Here is a 14,132-nt window from a genome sequence, read left to right as displayed (position 1 = left end):
TCCATCGTCTCCCTCCCCCTTGTGGGGAGGGGACAGGGGTGGGGGTATGCCTGGTCCATCGCGGAATGCCCCCTCACAGCGGAATATTATCGTGCTTCTTCTTCGGCATGGCGTGCTGCTTGTGCCGCAGCGTCGCGAAGGCCCGGATCACCCGACGCCGCGTCCCATGCGGCAGGATCACGTCGTCGATGAAGCCCCGCTCCGCCGCCACAAACGGATTGGCAAACCGCGCTTCGTACTCGGCCGTGCGCTGGGCGATCTTAGCTTTGTCGCCCAGTTCGGAGCGATAGAGGATTTCCGTCGCGCCCTTGGCGCCCATCACGGCGATTTCGGCGGATGGCCAGGCGTAGTTCACATCGGCCTTGATGTGCTTGCTGGCCATCACGTCATAGGCGCCGCCATAGGCCTTGCGGGTGATGACGGTGACCAGCGGCACAGTGGCTTCGGCATAGGCGAAGAGGAGCTTGGCGCCATGCTTGATGATGCCGCCATATTCCTGCGCCACGCCGGGCAGGAAGCCGGGCACGTCGACAAAGGTCAGAATGGGGATTTCGAAGCTGTCGCAGAAGCGGATGAAGCGGGCGGCCTTCTTGGAGGCGTTGATGTCGAGGCACCCGGCCAGCACCAGCGGCTGGTTGGCGACGACGCCGACGCTTTCGCCATCGAGCCGGATGAAGCCGCAGAGGATATTGCCGGCATGATCCTTCTGGATCTCGAGGAAATCGCCCTCGTCGGCGACCTTTTCGATCACCTCGCGCATGTCATAGGGCTTGTTGGCGCTGTCGGGGATGATGGTGTCCAGACTCATGTCGCGCCGGTCGACCGGGTCATGCGTCGGCTGGCGCGGCGGCTTCTGCCCGGCGGCGAGCGGTAGGTAGGCAAAGAGGCGCCGCACTTCGAGCAGGGTTTCGATGTCGTTTTCGAACGCTGCGTCGGCGACAGAGGAGATTTTCGTGTGGGTCGAGGCGCCGCCGAGTTCTTCCTGGGTGACCGTTTCGTTGGTCACGGTTTTCACCACGTCGGGGCCGGTCACGAACATGTAGCTGGTGTCCTTGACCATGTAGATGAAGTCCGTCATCGCCGGGGAATAGACCGCGCCGCCGGCGCAGGGCCCCATGATGACGGAAATCTGCGGAATGGCGCCCGAGGCCTGCACATTGCGCCAGAACACATCGGCATAACCACCGAGCGAGGCCACGCCTTCCTGGATGCGCGCCCCGCCGCTATCGTTGAGCCCGATCACCGGCGCGCCGTTTTGCAGCGCCAGGTCCATGATCTTGCAGATCTTCTTGGCATGGGTCTCGCTGAGCGAGCCGCCGAAGACGGTAAAGTCCTGGCTGAAGACATAGACCAGGCGTCCCTCGATCATGCCCCAGCCGGTGACCACGCCATCGCCCGGAATGATGGTTTCGGCCATGTCGAAATCCGTCGCCCGATGGGTGACGAACATGTCGTATTCTTCGAAAGAGCCGGGATCGAGCAGCACGTCGAGCCGTTCGCGCGCCGTCAGCTTGCCCTTACCATGCTGGGTATCGATCCGCCGCTGCCCGCCGCCCAGCCGCGCCTGGGCGCGCTTGTCTTCGAGTGCGGCGATGATCTCTTGCATGGGCGGTCTCCCGGACTGTGGCCGCACCTTACGCCGATGTGGTTCGCGCCCCAAGACAGCAAAGGGCGGAGCTGTTACAATTACACAAGATCGGTTCTGTGATGTTGTGGAGTTGTGAAGATGGCGGCGCGCAAAGTCTTTGCCGGGGCCCGGCTGCGGGCATTGCGGGCGCAGCACAAGCTGACCCAAAGCGAGCTGGCGGCGCGGCTCGATATCTCGGCCTCCTATATCAACCAGCTCGAATCCAACCAGCGACCGCTGACCGCCTCGGTGATGCTGGCCCTGGCCGACGGCTTCAATCTCGACCTTTCCGAACTGATGACCGATGCCAGCGATCGGCTGGTCGCCGATCTGCGCGAGGCACTGGCCGATCCGGTGTTTGGGGAAAGTGCGCCGAACCTGCAGGAACTCAAGACCGTCGCCACCAATGCGCCGGATATGGCGCGGGCCATGCTGCGGCTCTACGAGAGCTATCGCAAATCCAACGAGCGCCTGGCCAGCGTCGACGCGGCGCTGACGCGCGACCCGCAATCGGGCCTGCAGACGGCCTATGAGGAGGTGCGGGATTTCTTCCATTACGCCGACAACTATATCAACCCGCTCGACCGCGCAGCCGAGTCGCTGGCGGGCGAGTTAGGCGAATTCGGCCCGGACCGGCTGCGGCGGCTGATCGTCTATTGCGCGGAAACGCATAATATCCGCGTCGTGCTGACCCCGCCGGCCACAGGCGACGCCATGGTGCAGTTCGACCGGGCCAATCGCGATCTTTGGGTCAACAGCCGGCTGGAGCAATCGACCCAGTTCTTCCAGATCGCCGCCGTGCTGGGCGGGCTGGAACAGGCGACGCTGCTGAGCCAATTGCTCGACGCCGCCAGTTTCAAGACCGAGGAGGCGCGCGCGATTGCCCGCATGGGACTGACCAATTACTTCGCCGGCGCGCTGCACATGCCCTATGGCGCCTTTCTCAAGGCGGCCGAGGCCTATCGCTACGACATCGAGGAACTGGCCCATGTCTTTGGCGCCAGTCTCGAACAGATCGCCCATCGCCTCTCCACCATGCAGCGGCCGCGGGACCGCGGCGTGCCGTTCTTTTTCGCACGGGTGGACGCGGCGGGGACAATTACCAAGCGCCATTCGGCCACGGCTTTGCAATTTGCCCGCTTCGGCGGCGCCTGCCCGCTGTGGAACGTGCACCGCGCCTTCGAGGCGCGGGGCGAGATCATCAGGCAACTGGCCGAGACGCCGGACGGCAACCGCTATCTGTGCCTGGCCTGGTCATCCGAAAAGCGCTCGGGCGGCTATCACGGCACCACGCGCCGCTATGCCTATGCGCTGGGCTGCGAGATGAGCCATGCGGGCCGCACTGTCTATGGCGCCGATATCGACCTGGCACGGGCGGCCTTCGACCCCATCGGCATTTCGTGCCGCATCTGCGAACGGCGCAATTGCCCGCAGCGCTCGGTGCCCCCGCTCGCCGCCAGCATCAGCGTGCCGACGGACCGGCGATCCATTGTGCCCTACGAGATCGGCTAGGCCGGGTCGAACCCGCCGGGCCCGGCGGTGACCTCGACCAGCCCCGAGGCATAGCGCCTGGCATTGCGCACATAGCGGTCGGCCGAGGCAGTCAATGCCTTGACGCCGGCATCGTCGATCTGGCGCACCACCTTGGCCGGCGCACCCATGACGAGGGAATTGTCGGGGATTTCCTTGCCCTCGGTGATCAGCGCATTGGCGCCGATGAGGCAGTTTTTCCCGATCTTGGCGCCGTTGAGCACGGTGGCACCCATGCCGATCAGCGTATTGTCGCCGATGGTGCAGCCATGCACGATGGCGCTGTGGCCGATGGTGCAGTTCTCCCCGATCACCAGCGGGTTGTTGCCATCGGTATGCAGCACGCAATTGTCCTGTACATTGCTGCGCGCGCCGATGCTGATGCGCTCGATATCGCCACGGGCGACCACCCCGAACCAGATGCCGACTTCGGCGCCGACGACAATGTCGCCGGTCAGCACGGCGCTCGGTGCGATCCAGCCGACGTCCGGGCTGATCTGCGGCGCGACGCCGTCGAGGATGTAGATGGGCATGGGCGTTCTCCTCAGGGCTTTATGCCATAGGCATCGCGCATCTCGGCGATTTCGGAAAGTGTGGTTGCGAACAATTGCCAATCGTCGCGCTCGGCTATGGGCGCCCAGATGGCTTCCATCTCCTCGATCAGCATGGTGCGCGGCGTGTTGCGGGCGAAATAGGCATGGCCGAGATTGAGATCGTCGGCCGGGCCGTATTGCTCGAGGCCAGCGGCGATGGGGCGGAACGCTTCTGTGGCATAGAGGCCGGCCGATGGGCTGCGCGCCGCCCGTTCGGCGCTGAGCGCCCCGCCGCGCCAGTCGAAAAAGAACTGTTCGTAGGGCGCCTTGCTGGATGAGAGAAAGCCGAAGAGATCGGTGACGAAGGCACCATCGGTCTCGGTGTCGCTCGGCTTGAGCCCGAGGCGGCGCAGGATCTGCCGGGGCAGCTCGGCCCGGAAGGTCGGCCAGATGGTGTTGAGCGCCGGCTCCAGGGCTTCGATGCTGGAAAGGGGCAAAAGACATTCTGCAAGACGGGTAAGGTTCCACGCGAGGGTGTCGGGTTGGCGGCCGAAGCTGTAGAGGCCGGTTTCGTCGAAATAGGCGGCGGTAAAATCCGGGTCGTAAACGGGCAGGAACCGCCAGGGGCCGTAGTCGAAGCTCTCGCCGGTAATGTTGATATTATCCGTATTGAGCACCCCGTGGACAAATCCGGCCGCGATCCATTGCGCGCCGAGCCGGGCCACATTGCCCACCACCGCTTCGAGAAAGGCGGCGGGCCTGTCGGGGGCATCTGCCAGTTCGGGATAGTAGTTGGCGATGGCGTAATCGAGCAGCCGCAACAGGCTTTCGCTGTCTTCGAGATAAGCGAGGCGCTGAAAGGTGCCGATGCGGATATGGCTGTGACTGAGCCGGACCAGCAAGGACGAGCGGGTGGGCGAGGGTTCGTCGCCGCGATAGAGCGCTTCGCCGGTTTCGATCAGCGAGAAGCTCTTGGAGGTATAAACGCCGAGCGCCTCCAGCATTTCGGTGGCCAGCACTTCGCGCACCCCGCCCTTGAGGGTGAGTCTCCCATCGCCACCGCGCGACCAGGGCGTCTTGCCGCTTCCCTTGGTGCCGAAATCGAGCAGCCGCCCATCGACAAGGTCGTGGCCCTGGGCGAACAGGAACCCTCGGCCGTCGCCGAGATCTGGATTGTAGCTGCGAAATTGATGGCCGTGATAGCGCAGCGCCAGCGGCTGCTGCAGCGAACCGGGCAGGGGCACGAAGCGGCCGAAATGAGCGAGCCATTGCGCTTCGCTGAGATCGCCCAGGCCCATGCGCTGCGCCCAGCGCTGGTCGCGGTGTCGCAATATGGTCTCGGGGAAATCGGCGGGGGTGACGCGATCGAAGAAGGCGTCGCCCAGCGACAGGTGATTTTGGGAGGGCTTGAATTCGGACATGACGGCTCAACGCTAGCACATGCCCTGCGTTGCGCCAGCACGCCATGGGAAGGATATGCTGCGCCGGTGCGCAACGCAGCCTTTCACCCGCCCGCCTAGCAAGCGGGGACAAATCGCCCTATATCGAGCGGGATGAAACCCCAGAGCGACATCCTGCGCCTCGCGCCCTTCCGGGCCGTCATCTTCGATATGGACGGCACGCTGCTTGATACCGAAAGCGTGTTCCGGACCATCGTCTTCGAAGTCTGCACCGACCTCGGCTTCGAGATGACCGACGCGGTGCATATGTCGATGGTAGGCGGCAGTCACGAGCGCACCAATCAACTGCTGATCGAGGCCTATGGCGTCAGCTTTCCCTATTCGCTGTTCGATGAGCGCTGCCGGGTGATCATGCGCGAGCGCAGCCATGGCGGCGTACCGGTCAAGCCGGGCGCCCGCGAACTGGTCACCGAACTGCGCGAGCGCAACATCCCCACCGCCGTCGCCACCTCCTCGCGCAATCCCCATGCCCACCACCACTTGGGCGCCGCAGGCCTGCTGGACCTGTTCGAGACCATCGTGACGCGCGACGACGTGATCAATCCCAAGCCGCATCCGGAGCCCTATCTGACGGCGGCGCGGCGTCTGGGCGTCGATCCGCTGCATTGCCTGGCGCTCGAGGACAGCGATGCCGGCGTGCGCGCGGCCCATGCGGCCGGCATGCAGACGGTGATGGTGCCCGACCTGGTCCATCCCAGTGCGGAAATCCGTGCCCTGGGCATCGCCGTGATGGAAAGCCTCGACCACGTCCGGCTGGCCGCTTTCGACAAGTAGTAGCCTGTCATTGTCATTCCTTGCGGCTGCGTGTGGCGGTGCGGCCGAGGCACACGCATTTCTCCTGCAGCGATCTCTCAGTCGACACCCTCCCCCTTGCGGGGAGGGATCAAGGGAGGGGGGTGTTTGGCCCGGATATTCGGGCCAACCGACACCCCCTCCCAGCCTCCCCCGTCGAGGGGGAGGTGCCGCTCGGCGGGTGGGCAAGACTGTGCCCTCCCGCCGGGGCATTGGGCCGCTCCTCGACCAGCACCACTCTCCCTTTGTTTCCGGCCCACCACACTTCCACAACAAAGCGCATGGGCCGCGCCGCCAGTCCGTAAACTTTTATCGACTGCCTGAGGCCCCTCTTTACTACGTGCCAAGTCCTTCTGGTTCTTGGGTTTTCATCCGGGGCCGTCTCAGTTAACCGTACTTTAAGATGCTAACGGCTATGGTTAAGCGCTGGTAAATTTCGACTTCCATCGGCTGCCGTCCTTGGATAGGGTGCCGCCGGGAAGTGACGGGGGTCTGGCAACGGATCCGAAAAATAAGGCCCGCCGGATACGGCCGGACGGGCTCAGGGGCAAGGACGACGCATTGGGGCAGACCTGGCAGGATATTGCGGTGCGTGCGCTCTTGCATGCTCTTGCCCTGTGCGCGGTCGCGCTTGTGCTGTTCGTCACCCTTGCTCCCGCCCATGCCCAGACAATTCGCATCGCCGATGTGACGCCGCTGCAGGTGCCGGCCGAGCTGGTGGCCGTGCGCGCCCAGCCGGCCATCGGGCCGACCATGATGCCGGTGGCGCCCGGTCAGCAGCCGCTGACCCCGGCTCTGCTTGCCAATTATGTCGAACGGCAGAAGACGCTGCGCGCCACCAATGTGCTCGCGCAGGAGGCCGGCGAGCTGACCTCCGACGTGCTGCTGGGCTACATTGCCCGCGGCTCGCTGGGCGGCAACAGCGCCGTCTCGGCCATTGCCAGCTTCACCAGCCCGGCGGCCCGGCCCCAGCCGGCGCTCAACCCTTCGGCCCTGGCCGCCTATGTCGAGACCAGCTACCAGCCGCTGTCCAGGCGCCTCGACCATGCCAATGCGGAACGTGACTGTCTTGCCCAGGCGATCTACCACGAGGCGCGCGGCGAGAGCGCAGCGGGCCAGCTCGCGGTGGCCAATGTCATCGTCAACCGGGCCCGCTCCAACAAGTTCCCCTCGACCCTGTGCGGCGTGATCTACCAGAACGCCGACAAGGGCCGCTATCGCTGCCAGTTCACCTTCGCTTGCGATGGCCGTGGCGACGCGCCGGGCGAACGCCGCGCCTGGCTCCGATCGGCGGCGCTGGCGCAGCAGGTCTATGCCGAATTCGCCCTGGGCGAGCAGGTCGGCGCCGTGCCCGGTTCGGCCCTCTACTATCACACCACCAATGTGAGCCCTTCCTGGTCGAACACCTACAATGCCGTCGCCCAGATCGGCTCGCATATCTTCTACTCGCCCAACTAGGGCGTCCCCTCTCTCCCGCATCGTGACACGACAACGCCCGCCCTGGCCTGACGCCGCGCGGCTACGACTGTACGAGCGGACCCCGAGACGACTGTCGCCTCTGGAAATTTAAAAACGAGACGATTGCCGCCTCGGGGCGCCGGTTTTTGGAACAGTTCCGGTTGTCGCGCAGCATGAACGCTCGCCATGCTGCGGCCGGCACTCGAACCTGCGCGAGAGGCAAAGCCCGCGCCCGGCTCACTCCGCCACTGTTCGCCTGCAGGCCGCCCATGCGGGGTGATGGGGAGGAGTGTGCCACAGGTTTTGGGGAGGGGGATAAGATGGAGACAAGATGGAGATAGTTGGTCCTATTCCGGGGCCGGCGCGGGTGGCCCCACCCCCTCCCAGCCTCCCCCATCAAGGAGGTGTCCGCTCCACTCTCGGGGGCACGAATCGGGTCACAATCTCTGGACGGCACCCTCCCCCATGATGGGGGAGGCTGGGAGGGGGCGGGAGCCCCGATGTCAGGGAGGGATCAAGGGTGGGTGAGGCGCATGCGCCGCGGTGGATGCCATAGGGCAAGATGCGACCCGATGCCGGTCGCCCGGTGCCCCGCTCCTGAGGTCCCGATCGGGCGCCCTCGCTGGTTTTTCTTCGCGACGGCCCGGCGGGCGGTGACGCCATTGGAGAGGGTCAACGCGCCAAAGGCCCTTCTTTTGCCGCGAAGCACGTCCTGAAATGCGCGCGTTGATTCCTTGGAGGACATGAGATGAAGAAATCTGCTTCAGTGGCGCTGGTCGTGGTCGCCGCGCTTTCCCTTGCCGCCTGCACCACGACCCAGCGAACCGTGAGCGGCGCGGCCTTGGGCGGCGCAGCCGGTGCTGTTGTCGGCGGAGCGGTCGGTGGCTATGGTGGGGCCATCGTTGGCGCGGCGGCTGGCGGCGCGGGTGGTGCGCTCATCGCCAACCAGTAAGATCGACATTTGTCAGAAGAATTGGCGGCGGCGCTGATGCACCGTCGCCAATTCCATCTGCCTGTCTCTACTCCGCCGCCTGGGCCAGCCGCGGTCCTGGTGCGGCGTCGGCTTCGGCGCCGAATTTCTCGAAATTGGCGCGGAACAGGCCGGCCAGGTGGATGGCCTGCCGGTCATAGGCTTCGCCATCGGCCCAGGTGAGGCGCGGGGTCAGCAGCCTGGCATCGACACCGGGCACGGCCAGCGGCACCTGGAAGCCGAACAGCTCGTCAGTCCGCATCTCCGCGTTGTCGAGCGAGCCGTCGAGCGCCGCGGTCAGCAGGCGCCTGGTGGAGGCGATGTCGATGCGTTTGCCCACGCCATAGCCGCCGCCGGTCCAGCCGGTATTGAGCAGCCAGGTCGATGCGCCGGTGCTGCGGAGTTTGTCAGCCAGCATGTCGCCATAGACCGTGGGGTGCAGCGGCATGAACGGGGCGCCGAAGCAGGCCGAAAAGGTCGCCTGTGGCTCGGTGACGCCACGCTCGGTGCCGGCCACCTTGGCGGTGTAGCCGGACAGGAAGTGGTAGACCGCCTGCTCGGGCGTGAGCCGGGCGATGGGTGGCAGGACACCAAAAGCGTCGGCGGTGAGGAACACCACGGTCTTGGGTGTGCCGCCCACACTGCCCTTGGCGATGGCCGGCAGCACATGGATCGGGTAGGCCGCGCGGGTGTTTTCCGTCAGCGACACGTCGTCGAAATCGGGCACCCTGGCTTGGTCGAGCACGACATTTTCCAGCACTGTGCCGAAGCGTTTTGTCGCCGCGAAGATTTCCGGCTCGGCGGTGGCGCTGAGCTTGACGGTCTTGGCGTAGCAGCCGCCTTCGAGGTTGAAGACGCCGTCCTGGCTCCAGCCATGCTCGTCGTCGCCGATCAGCGGGCGGTTGGGATCGTTGCTGAGCGTGGTCTTGCCGGTGCCCGACAGACCGAAGAACAGGGCCGCTTCGCCGTCCTTGCCCAGATTGGCCGAGCAATGCATGGGCAGCACACCCTGGCGCGGGGCATGGAAGTTGAACAGCGAGAACACGCTCTTCTTGATCTCGCCGGCATAGGAGGTGCCGGCGATGATGACGATGTTGCGGCTCATGTCGAGCGCGATCACGGTATCGGTGCGGCTGCCATGGCGGGCCGGATCGGCCTTGAAATGGGGGACATGCACGATGGTGACTGGCGTCGGATTGCTGCCGGTCTCGACCATTTCGCCGGGGCGGATCAACAGGTTACGGATGAAGAGCGCGTGCCAGGCGCTGGGGGTCAGTACGGTGACGCCATATTGGTGACGCGGATCGGCCCCGGCCAGCAGGTCCTGCCGGAACACGCCATGCCCGCCCATCGCCTCGACGGCATCGGCCAGCAGCACGTCGAAATGGGCCGGGCTCATGGCACCCGAATTGTCCCACCAGACGGTTGTATCGGTCAGCCCGTCGCGCACGATGAACTTGTCCTTGGGCGAACGGCCGGTAAAGGCGCCGGTGCGCACCGACACCGCGCCATCGGCGGTCAGTTCGGATTCCTCACCCTGCAGAGAGCGTGCAACCAGTACCGGCGCGATATCGTTGAGCGACAGCGATCCGGCCCGGGCGGCGATTCTGCTCCTCAGCGCTTCGTGGTCGAACAGGGTCATCTCGTCTTGCTCCGTCGCTCGCGGCAAAGGCACCGCCTGCATGAAGCTGAAAATACCGGGCCAAGGTGTGTTACAACCATCCCGAAATCGGTCGTAAGACTGAAGTTGCATCGCGTCCAAAGATCGCACCGGACGTTGTGCTGCCCTTGGCCGCGCCTTATTTAGTGCGTAATTGTCCCCTGCAAGCGTGCATCCGGCCAATAGTGCCGCATGTTTGCAAGCGTCCGAACAAGAAAGGCAGCTCATGCCAAAGATCGCCCTGGTAGATGACGACCGTAATATTCTGACCTCCGTCTCACTGACGCTGGAGGCCGAGGGTTACCAGGTCGCCACCTATACCGATGGTGCCTCGGGCCTCGAAGGTCTGACGACCGACAAGCCGGACCTGGCCATTCTCGACATCAAGATGCCGCGCATGGACGGCATGGAACTGCTGCGCCGCCTGCGCCAGAAATCGGACGTGCCGGTGATCTTCCTCACCAGTAAGGATGAGGAGATCGATGAACTCTTCGGGCTCAAGATGGGCGCCGACGACTTCATCACCAAGCCGTTCAGCCAGCGCCTGCTGGTCGAACGCGTCAAGGCCATCCTGCGCCGCGCCGCGCCGCGCGATCCCTCGACGCCCCCGGGCATGCAGGAAGTGGGCGCCAAGGCGCTGATCGAACGCGGCGCGCTGGTGATGGACGAGGAGCGCCACACCTGCACCTGGAAGGGCCAGCGCGTGACCCTGACCGTCACCGAATTCCTGATCCTGCAGGCCCTGGCCTTGCGGCCGGGCGTGGTCAAGTCGCGCAATGCGCTGATGGACGCCGCCTATGACGACCAAGTCTATGTCGACGACCGCACCATTGACAGCCACATCAAGCGGCTGCGCAAGAAGTTCAAGGCGACCGACGACGACTTCGAGATGATCGAGACGCTTTATGGCGTCGGCTATCGCTTCAAGGAGCAGTAGGCACAAAAGTGGCCATCCTCGATCCGGAATTGCAGGAAAAACCCGACGCGTCGTCGCAATGGCGCGCGCCGGGGCCGGACGAGCCTGCGGCCAAACCGGAGCCCCGCTCCTCGGCCAGTCGCTGGCGGCTGGTGCTGGCACCGGCCTACAAACTGTCGAGTGCTATCGGCCGGTTCCTCAACTTCACCATCTTTTCCAGCCTCACCCAGCGTATCATCGTGCTCAACCTGGCGGGCCTCCTGGTGCTGGTGGTGGGCATTTTGTATCTCAACCAGTGGCGCGCCGGGCTGATCGACGCCCGCGTGCAGTCACTGCGCGTGCAGGGCGAAATCATCGCCGCCGCGATCGCCGCCTCGGCCACGGTCGACAGCGACGTGATCTCGGTCAATCCCGACCGGCTGCTGCAATTGCAGGGCGACGGCACGGTTTCCACGCTCTCCTATTTCGATCCAAGCCTGGAATTCCCGATCAGCCCCGAGCGGGTGGCGCCGCTCCTGCGCAACCTCATCACCCCAACCCGTACCCGCGCCCGCATCTACGACCAGGGCGGCCTGATGATCCTGGACAGCGACAATATCTATGCCCGCGGCGAGGTGATCCGGCAGGTCATCGAGACCAAGGGCAACGACTTCTTCCTGTGGGACTGGTGGAACGCCGTGCTGAGCTGGGTGCCGGGGGATAATTTCCCCAAATACCAGGAATATGGCATCAACGAAGGCAGCCGTTATCCCGAGGTCGCCTCGGCGCTGGCGGGCGCGCCGGCCGATTTCGTGCGCGTCGATGCCCAGAACCAGCTCGTGGTGTCGGTGGCCGTGCCGGTGCAGCGCCTGCGCGCGGTGGTGGGGGCGATCCTGCTGTCCACCGCCCCGGGCGACATCGACTCCATCGTGGCGCAGGAGCGCTGGAGCATCCTGCGCATCGCCATGATCGCGGCCGGCGTGCAGATCGTGCTGTCGCTGCTGATGGCCGGTACCATTGCCGGGCCGATGCGGCGGCTGTCGGAGGCCGCCGAACGGGTGCAGACCGCCGGCAATGCCCGCGCCGAAATTCCCGATTTCACCGACCGCCCCGACGAGATCGGCCATCTGAGCGGCGCGCTGCGGCGCATGACCGACGCACTCTATAACCGCATCGAGGCCATCGAACGCTTCGCTGCCGACGTGGCCCATGAGCTGAAGAACCCCCTGACCTCGCTGCGCAGCGCCGTCGAAACCCTGCCTTTGGCCAAGCGCGCCGAGGACCGCGAGCGGCTCAACGCCATCATCCAGCATGACGTGAAGCGCCTCGATCGCCTCATCACCGATATTTCCAGCGCCAGCCGGCTCGACGCCGAACTGGCGCGCGAAGGCTCCGAGCGGGTGGATGTGGAAAAGCTGGCCGAGGCCATGGTGTCGATCCAGAAGGACATGGCGCTGGGGCGCGGGATAACCGTGGTCATGGACAAGCGTGTCGGCAGGGGCGCCGCCGTCATCAACGGGCACGAAAGCCGACTGGCGCAGGTCTTTGCCAATCTGATCGACAACGCTGTCTCCTTCTCGCCCGAGGGCGGGGTGGTGCGCGTGGCGCTGTCCACCGACCCCGAGCAGATTACCGTGACCGTGACCGACGAAGGGCGCGGCATCACCGGCGACTTCGGCAAGATCTTCCAGCGCTTCTATACCGACCGTCCCGATACCGAGAGCTTCGGCGACCATTCGGGGCTCGGCCTGTCCATCTCCAGGCAGATCGTGGAAGCTCACAAGGGCACGATCCGGGCCCGCAATCGTCAGGATCGCTCCGGGGCGGTGTTCACGGTTGTGTTGCCCCGCGCCCGCAAATAGATTGCAGGCATGAGCAAACCAACAAATGTGCACGGCACGGGACTGCTACTGGGGTCCACCGGCCTGATGCTGCGCGGCCAGTCCGGCGCCGGCAAATCGGTCCTCGCTTTGTCCCTGCTCGATCGCTGGGAGGGCCGCGGCCTGCCGGCCTTTCTCGTCTCCGATGATCGCGTCGACCTGGTGCAGACCGGGCGCGAGCTCAGCATGCGGGCACCCGAGAACCTGGCCGGGCTGATCGAGCTGCGCGGACGCGGCATCATCCGGCGCCCGCACAAGAGCCTGGTGACGCTCAATCTGGTGATCGATCTGGTCCCCGACCTCGTACGCATGCTCGAAGAAGACGCGATGGTGACCGAGATTTCGGGGGTTCGCCTCGCCCGTGCGCCGGTACCCTATGGCGACGTCATCAGCCTGGGCCACCAGGTGTTGCTGGTGGTCGAAGCCATCGCGGCCCTGGCAGACGAGACCACTGCGCCGTGACAAAATACCACTTGAATCGCCGGCCATCCGGACCGAAACTGCACCATGCTCGTCCTTCTGGGCCGGGTTCGGGTTCGCGTGACGGTCGCACTGAGTGTCATGTGGACAGGGGGCAGAATTTACTGGAATGCCGTGAGAGCCATGTCATTGGTGTGGTCCGGCAGGCTGGGGACGTTGCATGATTGGTCTGGTTCTGGTGACGCATGGTGCGCTCGCCAATGAATTCAAGTCGGCTCTCGAACATGTCGTGGGGCCGCAGGATTTCTGCGAGACCATCGCTATCGGTCCCGATGACAATATGGAAAGCCGGCGCGAGGACATCCTCGCCGCGGTCGACAAGGCCAATGACGGCGCCGGCGTCATCATCCTCACCGACATGTTTGGCGGCACCCCATCCAACCTCGCCATTTCCGTGATGCAGAACCGCGAGGTCGAGGTGATCGCCGGGGTCAACCTGCCCATGCTGGTCAAGCTCGGTCGTGTGCGTGGCGAAATGGCCATCAGGGATGCGGTAAACCTGGCCCAGGAGGCCGGGAGGAAGTACATCACGGTGGCCAATTCAATTCTCGGGGCCAACTGACCATGGCCCGTGACCTGCGGAGGGCGCCCTGATGGATGGGGCTGCCGGCGGAAGCCGGGCGGTCGCTCAACAGCTGACCATTGTCAACCGCAAGGGCCTGCATGCCCGCGCCTCGGCCCGCTTCGTGCGCACAGCAGAATGCTTCGACGCCACTGTCAGCGTCATCAAGGACGGCACCTCGGTCAACGGCAATTCCATCATGGGGCTGATGATGCTGGGCGCCGGCCCGGGCAGCACCATCCTGGTCCAGGCCAGCGGCAAACAGGCCCGCGAAGCGCTGGAAGC

General features: G+C 64.9%; 13 protein-coding genes. 9 read left to right on the top strand and 4 right to left on the bottom strand.

Going from position 1 to position 14,132, the window contains the following annotated elements; all coding sequences use genetic code 11:
• Positions 1-73 precede the first annotated feature (73 nt).
• Positions 74-1,606, bottom strand: a complete 1,533-nt coding sequence (locus tag V6M52_RS16945; RefSeq protein ID WP_332701983.1) for an acyl-CoA carboxylase subunit beta — start codon at positions 1,604-1,606, stop codon at positions 74-76.
• A gap of 120 nt (positions 1,607-1,726) precedes the next feature.
• On the opposite strand from V6M52_RS16945, the gene V6M52_RS16940 reads away from it, so the two are divergent.
• Positions 1,727-3,139: a helix-turn-helix domain-containing protein gene (locus V6M52_RS16940; RefSeq protein WP_332701981.1), complete on the top strand. Its 1,413-nt coding sequence runs from the start codon at positions 1,727-1,729 to the stop codon at positions 3,137-3,139.
• Here V6M52_RS16940 and V6M52_RS16935 read toward each other — a convergent pair.
• Together V6M52_RS16935 and V6M52_RS16930 are read right to left on the bottom strand one after the other, a co-directional pair.
• On the bottom strand, positions 3,136-3,690 hold the full coding sequence (locus V6M52_RS16935; RefSeq protein ID WP_332701979.1) for a gamma carbonic anhydrase family protein: 555 nt from the start codon (positions 3,688-3,690) through the stop codon (positions 3,136-3,138). The two genes, V6M52_RS16940 and V6M52_RS16935, sit on opposite strands and share 4 nt — an antisense overlap.
• Before the next feature lie 11 nt (positions 3,691-3,701).
• Positions 3,702-5,111 carry a protein adenylyltransferase SelO gene (locus V6M52_RS16930; RefSeq protein ID WP_332701977.1) on the bottom strand — a complete coding sequence of 470 codons (1,410 nt, stop codon included), beginning with the start codon at positions 5,109-5,111 and terminating at the stop codon, positions 3,702-3,704.
• Positions 5,112-5,243: 132 nt separating this feature from the next.
• Between V6M52_RS16930 and V6M52_RS16925 the strand changes: the two genes are divergently transcribed.
• From V6M52_RS16925 to V6M52_RS16915, 3 genes are all read left to right on the top strand, one after another.
• Positions 5,244-5,924: an HAD family hydrolase gene (locus V6M52_RS16925; RefSeq protein ID WP_332701975.1), complete on the top strand. Its 681-nt coding sequence runs from the start codon at positions 5,244-5,246 to the stop codon at positions 5,922-5,924.
• Positions 5,925-6,503: 579 nt separating this feature from the next.
• Complete coding sequence (locus V6M52_RS16920) at positions 6,504-7,400, top strand: cell wall hydrolase (protein WP_332701973.1); 897 nt, start codon at positions 6,504-6,506, stop codon at positions 7,398-7,400.
• Positions 7,401-8,148: 748 nt separating this feature from the next.
• Positions 8,149-8,352, top strand: a complete 204-nt coding sequence (locus tag V6M52_RS16915; protein ID WP_332692971.1) for a YMGG-like glycine zipper-containing protein — start codon at positions 8,149-8,151, stop codon at positions 8,350-8,352.
• Between the two features lie 67 nt (positions 8,353-8,419).
• On the opposite strand, the gene pckA is transcribed toward V6M52_RS16915, so the two are convergent.
• On the bottom strand, positions 8,420-10,012 hold the full coding sequence (pckA, locus tag V6M52_RS16910; RefSeq protein ID WP_332701971.1) for a phosphoenolpyruvate carboxykinase (ATP): 1,593 nt from the start codon (positions 10,010-10,012) through the stop codon (positions 8,420-8,422).
• 244 nt (positions 10,013-10,256) lie between these two features.
• Between pckA and V6M52_RS16905 the strand changes: the two genes are divergently transcribed.
• The 5 genes from V6M52_RS16905 to V6M52_RS16885 all read left to right on the top strand — a co-directional run.
• A complete protein-coding gene (locus tag V6M52_RS16905) occupies positions 10,257-10,967 on the top strand; it encodes a response regulator transcription factor (RefSeq protein ID WP_332692965.1) in 711 nt (236 codons plus the stop codon).
• Between the two features lie 8 nt (positions 10,968-10,975).
• Positions 10,976-12,787, top strand: coding sequence for a sensor histidine kinase (locus tag V6M52_RS16900; RefSeq protein WP_332701970.1), 1,812 nt, complete (start codon positions 10,976-10,978; stop codon positions 12,785-12,787).
• 9 nt (positions 12,788-12,796) lie between these two features.
• Positions 12,797-13,267 carry an HPr kinase/phosphorylase gene (locus V6M52_RS16895; RefSeq protein ID WP_332692735.1) on the top strand — a complete coding sequence of 157 codons (471 nt, stop codon included), beginning with the start codon at positions 12,797-12,799 and terminating at the stop codon, positions 13,265-13,267.
• Positions 13,268-13,445: 178 nt separating this feature from the next.
• Complete coding sequence (locus tag V6M52_RS16890; protein WP_332692732.1) at positions 13,446-13,847, top strand: PTS sugar transporter subunit IIA; 402 nt, start codon at positions 13,446-13,448, stop codon at positions 13,845-13,847.
• Between the two features lie 31 nt (positions 13,848-13,878).
• Positions 13,879-14,132, top strand: a 254-nt coding sequence (locus tag V6M52_RS16885; RefSeq protein ID WP_332701968.1) for an HPr family phosphocarrier protein, incomplete at its 3' end; no start/stop codon positions are given.

It is taken from the genome of Devosia sp. (assembly GCF_036676215.1).
In the GTDB taxonomy this organism is placed as follows: domain Bacteria; phylum Pseudomonadota; class Alphaproteobacteria; order Rhizobiales; family Devosiaceae; genus Devosia.
Note: the sequence above shows the minus strand (reverse complement) of the source record. Positions and strands in the feature narration are given on the sequence as shown.